Raw genomic sequence first — 7,132 nt, 5'->3', positions numbered from 1 at the left:
CCCCGGGGTGGGTTGGGCGCCGCCTGGGGGGCCCCGGCCCCCGCCGCCCCCGTTCTGCGGGGCTTGACGGGGGGGGGCCAGGGTTGAACCGGGGCCCCCCCGCCCGTCGCCGGCTCACGGAGCCGGAAGCTCCACCAGACCGGCCACGGCCTCACGGTGGCGTCCCGCGGTTCCGTACGCGATCGAGTCGGCCTTGGCCCGCTTCAGATACAGATGCGCGGGGTGCTCCCAGGTCATCCCGATGCCGCCGTGCAGCTGTACGCACTCCTCCGCGGCGTGCACCGCGACCTTGGAGCAGTAGGCCTGCGCCACGGCCACCGCGAGCGGCGCGTCGGGGCTGCCGGTCGCCAGCGCGTCCGCGGCGTTGCGGGCGGCGGCGCGAGCGGAGACGACCTCCAGCCAGAGCTGTGCCATCCGGTGCTTGAGCGACTGGAACGAGCCCACCGGCCTGTTGAACTGGTGGCGTTCGCGGGTGTGCCGGACGGTCTCGGTCAGGCACCACTCGGCCAGTCCGAGCTGCTCGGACGCGAGCAGCCCCGCACCGGCGAGCAGGCCCTTGCTCACAGCGGCGGCTGCCGGGCCCGCCGCCGCGAGCAGGGTCCCGGTGGCCCCGGTCAGGGTGACCGTGGCGAGCGGGCGGGTCAGGTCGAGCGGCACGAGCGGCTGGACGGCGACACCGTCCGCGCCGGTCTCCACCGCGTACAGGCCCTCCGCGGTGGGCACCAAGAGCACGTCGGCCGCAGCCGCCTCCGCGACGCCGGTCACGGTCCGCTCCAGGGTGCCGGTCATCGCCGCGGCCCCGTCGGCGGGGGGCGTGGCGAACGGCAGGGCGAGCACGGCGATCCGGCTGCCCGCCGCCAGCTCACCGAGGAGTCCGGCGGCCGGGCCGTCATCGGCACCCAGCGCGAGAAGGATCTCGGTCGCGACGACGGCGCTCGTCAGGTACGGCGCCGGGGCGGCGCTGCGGCCGAGCTCCTCCATGACCACGGCGGCCTCGCGGTGGGTGGCCCCCTGGCCGCCGAGCCTCTCCGGGACCAGCAGCCCGGCTGCCCCGATCCCTGTGGCGAGCGACTCCCACAGCCGCAGGTCGTACGGCGTGTCGGACTCGATCCCGGCGATCACGGTCGGCGCGTCGGCACGGTCGGCGAGCAGCGAGCGCACGGCCGACCGCAGGTCCTCCTCGGCTTCCGAGTAGAGCAGGTCGGGTGCCTGGGCGGCTTCGGTCTGTGCGGTCATCGGGCAAGATCCTTCCAGGCGACGTCCTTGTCGTTGCGCGGTTCGACGGGCAGACCGAGGACACGCTCGGCGACGATGTTGAGGAGTACCTCGCTCGTGCCGCCCTCGATGGAATTGCCCTTGGACCGCAGGTAGCGGTAGCCGGCGTCCCGTCCGGTGAAGTCGACCAGATCCGGGCGGCGCATGGTCCAGTCGCTGTACAACAGGCCTTCGTCACCGAGGAGTTCGACCTCGAGCCCGCTGATTTCCTGGTTGAGGCGGGCGAACGCGAGCTTCATGCCGGAGCCTTCCGGCCCGGGTTGTCCGGCGACGAGCTGCTGACGCAGCCGTTCACCGGTGAGCCTGGCGACCTCGGCCTCGACCCACAGGGTGAGCAGCCGCTGGTGGAGGTCGTGGGTGCGCAGACCGGGCTGTTCGCGCCAGGTCTTCGCGACGGTGCCGATCATGCCGCCCTCGCGGGGGATGCGGGCTCCGCCGATGGACACGCGTTCGTTCATCAGGGTGGTCTGGGCGACCTTCCAGCCGGCACCGACCGGTCCGAGCCGCCTGCTGTCCGGGATGCGTACGCCGGTGAGGAAGACCTCGTTGAACTCGGCCTCGCCGGTGATCTGGCGCAGCGGCCGCACCTCGACGCCGGGGTCGGTCATGTCGCAGATGAAGTAGCTGATCCCACGGTGCTTGGGTACGTCCGGGTCGGTACGGGCGATCAGGATCGCCCAGCGGGCCACATGGGCGCTCGACGTCCAGACCTTCTGTCCGTCGACCACCCAGTCCTCGCCGTCGCGGACCGCGCGGGTGCCGAGCGCCGCGAGGTCGGAACCGGCTCCCGGCTCGCTGAAGAGCTGGCACCACACCTCCTCCCCGACCCACAGCGGGCGCAGGAAGCGCTGCTTCTGCTCCTCGGTGCCGTATTCGAGGACCGTCGGAGCGGCCATGCCGAGGCCGATGCCGATACGGCGGGGATCGTTGTCGGGGGCGCCTGCGGCGGCGAGCTCGGCGTCCACGACCGGCTGGAGGGAACGCGGCGCGTCGAGGCCCCCCAGCCCGGCGGGGTAGTGCACCCACGCCAGGCCGGCGTCGAAGCGCGCCTTGAGGAAGTCGGTGCGGTCGGTGGTGGCCGGCGGGTGTGCCGCCAGCAGCTCCTGCGCGAGGCGGCGGATCTGTGCCGCGTCGATGACGGTGCTCATCGGGTGCCTCCTGACGGCAGGACGACGATGCGGCCGGTGCTGGTGCCGTCGGCGACCCGCTGGACGGCCCGTGCCGCGTCGGCCATGGGGACGCGCTCGCTGATCAGCGGCTTGATGACGCCCTGCGCCGCGAGCTTGGTGAGCTCGTCATGGCAGGCGCGGACGGCTGCGGGGTCCTTGGTGTTGTACAGGCCCCAGTGGAGTCCGGCGATCGAGTAGTTCTTCACCAGGGCGTGGTTGAGGCCGGGTGTGGGGATGGACCCGCTCGCGAAGCCGACGACGACGACGCGGCCCTCGAAGGCGATGCACTTGACGGACTTGGCATAGGCGTCTCCGCCGACCGGGTCGTAGACGACGTCCGCGCCGCGCCCGCCCGTGGCCTCCTTCACCGCCGCGACGATGTCCTCGCTCCGGCGGTCGATCACCAGGTCACAGCCCAGTTCGCGGGCGATCCGGGCCTTCTCGGGCCCGCCGACGACCCCGATGACGGTGGCGCCGGCGGCCTTGCCGAGCTGAACGGCCGCGCTTCCGACCCCGCCTGCGGCCGCGTGCACCAGCAGCGTCTCACCGGCCTGCAGATGCGCGCGGCGGTGCAGCCCGAACCAGCCGGTCTGGTAGCCGATGTGCAGGGCGGCGGCCTCCGCGTCGTCCAGGGCGTCGGGAGCCGGCAGCAGGGACGCCTCGTCCGCCACGACGTACTCGGCGAAACCGCCCTCCGGGAGTGCGGGGGTGGCGAGCACGCGCCGTCCGTCCTCCGTCACGCCGCAGATCTCCACACCGGGGGTGAAGGGCAGCGGGGGCCTGACCTGGTACTGGCCGCGGCAGAGCAGCGCGTCCGGGAAGTTGATGTTCGCCGCTCGCACTTCGAGCAGCACCTGCCCGTCCCCGGGGGTCGGCCGGTCCGTCTCCTCGAGCTCCATCACCTCGCTCGGCTCGCCGTTCCGGTGCACTCGCCATGCCTGCATGAGGGGCCTCCACAACACTGTCGGCATTACCACTGCTCCGCCGCATACTAAGCGGTCGCTTGCCCGTCTGGGAACACCTCGCGGCCACCCGGCCCGGACCCGTTCACGACCGCTTCGGCTTGGCCCTCACGTGCATCCGCTCCCCCTGCGGCCCGAACAGGCTGAGGAATTCGACCGGCTCGTCGCCCGCCGGGCCGAACCAGTGCGGGAGCCTGGTGTCGAACTCGGCGGCTTCACCGGGGGCCAGGACCAGGTCATGCTCGGCGAGCTTGAGGCGCAGCCGGCCGTTGAGCACGTACAGCCACTCGTACCCCTCGTGCGTGCGCTGCTCCGGCGCCTCCGTACATGGCGCCTCCTGTATGACCTTGTACGCCTGAAGACCCCCCGGCCGGGCGGTGAGCGGCAGGGACGTCTTCGCGCCGTGCACGATCGGTTTCGCCCTGACCCTCGGATCGCCGACCGGCGGCGCCCCGACGAGATCGTCGAGCGGCACCTCGTGGGCCCGGGCGATGGGGAGCAGCAGCTCCAGACTGGGGCGCCGGCCACCGGATTCGAGCCTGGACAGCGTGGAGACGGAGATTCCGGTGACCTCGGAGAGCCCCGTGAGCGTGACACCGCGGTCCTTACGGAGCCGCCTCAGCCGCGGACCCACCCCGGTGAGCACGGCGTCGAGTTCGGGGTCGCCCTGATTCTGTTCACTCATGACCCCATTGCAGAATCAGCAACCTCATTTGTCAATCAGGCACCTCTAGCCGTAGCCGTGCCCGCCGGACGGGTCAGCGTACGAAGAGTTCGAAGGTGACGGCCGGCCGGCCGCCGAATCGCTCGGCAGCCGCTTCCGTGGCGCTCGTGAGGAACGTACGGCAGTACGCCTCCGGGTCCTCGTCCGTCAGCACCTCGATGTACGTGCGGTGGGCCAGCAGCGACCGGACGGAGCGCTCGAACCCCGGCGTCGCGTCGACCGCGTGGGTCGGCCGGTCGGTGCCCGCGACGGCGACCCAGCGCACCCCGTCCCATGGCTCGAGACCCTGCTCACCCAGCTCGGGAAAGATCCAGCGGTTTCCCGCGTCGCCCGCGGCATCCAGGGTGGCCCGGCCGACCGCGCGGTGGTCCGGGGTGTTCCATGCGACGCCGCCCCAGGTGTCCCGGTGATTGAGGGTGATGAGCAGCTCGGGCCGGTGACGGCGGATGGCCGCGGCGACGTCACGGCGCAGAGCCGTGCCGTACTCGATGACGCCGTCCCTGTGGTCGAGAAACTCCACGGCGGCGACACCGACGGCGGCGGCGCTCTCGCGCTGTTCCCGCTCGCGCAGCGGAGCGCATTCAGCAGGGGCGATCGTGTCGATCCCGGCCTCTCCACGGGTCGCCAGAAGGTAGGTGACCTCACGGCCCTCGTCGGTCCAGCCGGCCACGGCGGCGGCGCAGCCGTACTCGAGGTCGTCGGGGTGGGCGACCACGGCCAGAGCGCGGTGCCAGTCCGTGGGCATGGGTTCCAGCTGCTCTGCCATACCCGGCAGGCTATCCAGCGGAAGGTGACGGATGCGTGCATTCCGGAAGCGGTTCGGGGCAGGGAGCAAGGAGCCGCTCCGGGCGGACGCGCCGTACGACCAGCCGCGCAGAGCCGGACAGAAATACCCCTAGGGGTATTGTTCACCGTCCGGGGCGCCGGGGTGAGAAGGACCCCGCACCACCCCCCGCTCCGGCGACCGAAAGGAACCCCGCTCGTGATCAGCCCCGTCTCCCTCTCCCCCTCCGAGGCCGCAGCCCGGCTGGAGGAGTTCACCGTCATCGACGTCCGGGCCCCCGGTGAGTACGCCGCCGGGCACGTGCCCGGCGCTCTGAACGTTCCGCTCGACCGGCTCTCCGAGGCGGTGCCCGCCCTGAAGTCGGCCTCCGCCCGCGGCTCCCTGCTGGTGGTGTGCGCCTCGGGCGTGCGCTCCACCAGGGCGTGCGAGATCCTCGCCGACGCGGACATCGACGCGGCCACCCTGACGGGCGGGACGTCCGCCTGGGAGGGCGACGGGCATGGGCTCGACCGTCCGGTGGGCGCCCGGGCGACCTGGCCGATGGAGCGCCAGGTGCGCCTCGCCGCCGGTTCGCTGGTCGTCGCCGGACTCGTCGCAGGCCGTCGCTTCCCGGCGGCCCGGTGGCTGTCGGCGGGCATCGGCGCCGGACTCGTCTACTCCGCGGTGAGCAACTCCTGCGGCATGGCCGCCGTCCTCTCGAAGCTCCCGTACAACCGCGCGCCGCACTCGGCGGCCGGCCTGGGCGCCACGCTCGACGCCCTCCAGGGCTGACCGGGAGGGGCCGGCCGGAGACGCCCCGCCCCCGACCTCCGTGGAAAGAACACCTAGCGGTCGGCTTCGCCCCGGACGAGGCCGAGCAGCCGGTCCAGGACGCGGGGGCCGCCCGCGCGCACGCCGTCGTGCTCGTACTCGCTGGTCACCCACGTACGCAGGCCGCGGATCGAGGACGCGGTGCGGAGCGCGTGGCCGGTGTCCACGTACATGTCGTCGTGGTAGACGGCCGCGGCCACCGGGACCTCGTTGGCCGCGAGCCGCTCCGCGTCGTACAGGACGGGCCAGTCGGTGCGGGCGGCGAGCAGCTCCGCGGTCTCGCGCAGGGGGCGCAGCGCGGGATCGACGTCGAAGTGCCAGGGGTGGATGCTCTCGCCGGTGAAGAGCACGAGGCCGTCGCCCGCCTGTGCGACGGCGGCGTCGAACTGCGGGAACTCGGCGCGGACGCGTTCGGCGGCCCAGTCGGTGGGCCGCGCGCCCTGGCCGTAGATCGCCTCGTGCATGAGGGCGTACAGCGGGTGGCCGGCGAACGAGGTGGCGGCGCGCATGGCCTCCTGGAACCCGTCGGACAGCTCGGCGCCGTGCGGGCCTTCGACGAAGGCGTTCTCCAGGAGGTAGTGCAGCTGGTGGCTGCCGTTGCCGCTGCCCAGCATGATGCCGAGGGACTGGAATCCCTCGGGTGTCAGCGTGTGCCCGGCGCTGTCCGGGCGGTGCTCGGCAAGATACGCGGCGATCGCGCGGGCGCGGGCGACGTCCTGCGGGTAGCGGGCGTAGTGCGCAGCCACCTTGCGCTCGATCCGCGGGTACGCGGCCCGGTAGACGTCGTCGGCGTGCGCGTCGAGGGAGGGCAGGCCGCCGGTGATCAGGACGGTCTCGAGCCCCTCCGGGGCGGCCGACAGGTAGTGGACGGCACAGAAGCCGCCGAAGGACTGCCCGAGGACGGTCCAGGGCGCACCGCCTGTGAGCCTCGGGCGGATCAGTTCGCAGTCGCGGACGATGCTGTCGGCGCGGAAGTGGGCCAGATAGTCGGCCTGTTCGCGGGCGCCGCCGCGCAGCGGCAGGGTCTGCCGGTTGGCCGGGGCGGACAGGCCTGTCCCGCGCTGGTCCAGGAACAGCACGCGGAACTCCCGCACCGCCCTCTCCAGCCAGGCCTCCGTGCCCACGAAGCGGCGGGCACCGAAGCCGGGACCGCCTTCGAGGTAGACCAGCCACGGCAGGTGCTCGGTCGCCTTCCCGCTCGCCACGGCTTCGCGGCCGAAGATCTCGATCGTCTCGCCGCCCGGATCGTCGTGGTCGAGGGGGACCGTGAAGCGTCGGTCGGTGAGGACGATGCCGGGCTGGCGGTAGCTGTTCAAGGGAACTCCTGTATCCGGTGTTTCCCGGACAGTTCAGCACACGGCCGTGACCCGGTCGGTCGCGGCCCGTGTGCGGCCCGCCCCGGTGGCTC

At 72.7% G+C, this 7,132-nt stretch carries 7 protein-coding genes; 1 reads left to right on the top strand and 6 read right to left on the bottom strand.

Going from position 1 to position 7,132, the window contains the following annotated elements; all coding sequences use genetic code 11:
* Positions 1-114: 114 nt before the first annotated feature.
* The 5 genes from ACIQM3_RS19965 to ACIQM3_RS19945 form a co-directional block, all read right to left on the bottom strand.
* A complete protein-coding gene (locus ACIQM3_RS19965) occupies positions 115-1,236 on the bottom strand; it encodes an acyl-CoA dehydrogenase family protein (protein WP_401625936.1) in 1,122 nt (373 codons plus the stop codon).
* Positions 1,233-2,423 (bottom strand): acyl-CoA dehydrogenase family protein, encoded by a 1,191-nt coding sequence (locus ACIQM3_RS19960; protein ID WP_401625932.1) that lies wholly within the window; start codon positions 2,421-2,423, stop codon positions 1,233-1,235. The genes ACIQM3_RS19965 and ACIQM3_RS19960 overlap by 4 nt, the downstream gene beginning before the upstream one ends.
* Entirely contained in the window at positions 2,420-3,388 is a 969-nt protein-coding gene (locus ACIQM3_RS19955; protein WP_401625930.1) for an NADPH:quinone oxidoreductase family protein, read from the bottom strand. Before ACIQM3_RS19955 ends, ACIQM3_RS19960 begins: the two co-directional genes overlap by 4 nt.
* A gap of 103 nt (positions 3,389-3,491) precedes the next feature.
* Positions 3,492-4,091 carry a helix-turn-helix domain-containing protein gene (locus tag ACIQM3_RS19950; protein ID WP_401625927.1) on the bottom strand — a complete coding sequence of 200 codons (600 nt, stop codon included), beginning with the start codon at positions 4,089-4,091 and terminating at the stop codon, positions 3,492-3,494.
* Positions 4,092-4,164: 73 nt separating this feature from the next.
* Positions 4,165-4,896 (bottom strand): PIG-L deacetylase family protein, encoded by a 732-nt coding sequence (locus tag ACIQM3_RS19945; protein ID WP_401625924.1) that lies wholly within the window; start codon positions 4,894-4,896, stop codon positions 4,165-4,167.
* Between the two features lie 216 nt (positions 4,897-5,112).
* Here ACIQM3_RS19945 and ACIQM3_RS19940 point away from each other — a divergent pair, with 216 nt between their 5' ends.
* Entirely contained in the window at positions 5,113-5,685 is a 573-nt protein-coding gene (locus ACIQM3_RS19940; RefSeq protein WP_401625921.1) for a rhodanese-like domain-containing protein, read from the top strand.
* Between the two features lie 53 nt (positions 5,686-5,738).
* On the opposite strand, the gene ACIQM3_RS19935 is transcribed toward ACIQM3_RS19940, so the two are convergent.
* Complete coding sequence (locus ACIQM3_RS19935) at positions 5,739-7,040, bottom strand: alpha/beta fold hydrolase (protein WP_401625918.1); 1,302 nt, start codon at positions 7,038-7,040, stop codon at positions 5,739-5,741.
* Positions 7,041-7,132 lie beyond the last annotated feature (92 nt).

The organism is Streptomyces sp. NPDC091271, from assembly GCF_044757505.1.
Lineage (GTDB): Bacteria > Actinomycetota > Actinomycetes > Streptomycetales > Streptomycetaceae > Streptomyces.
This window is presented reverse-complemented; position numbering and strand designations above follow the sequence as displayed.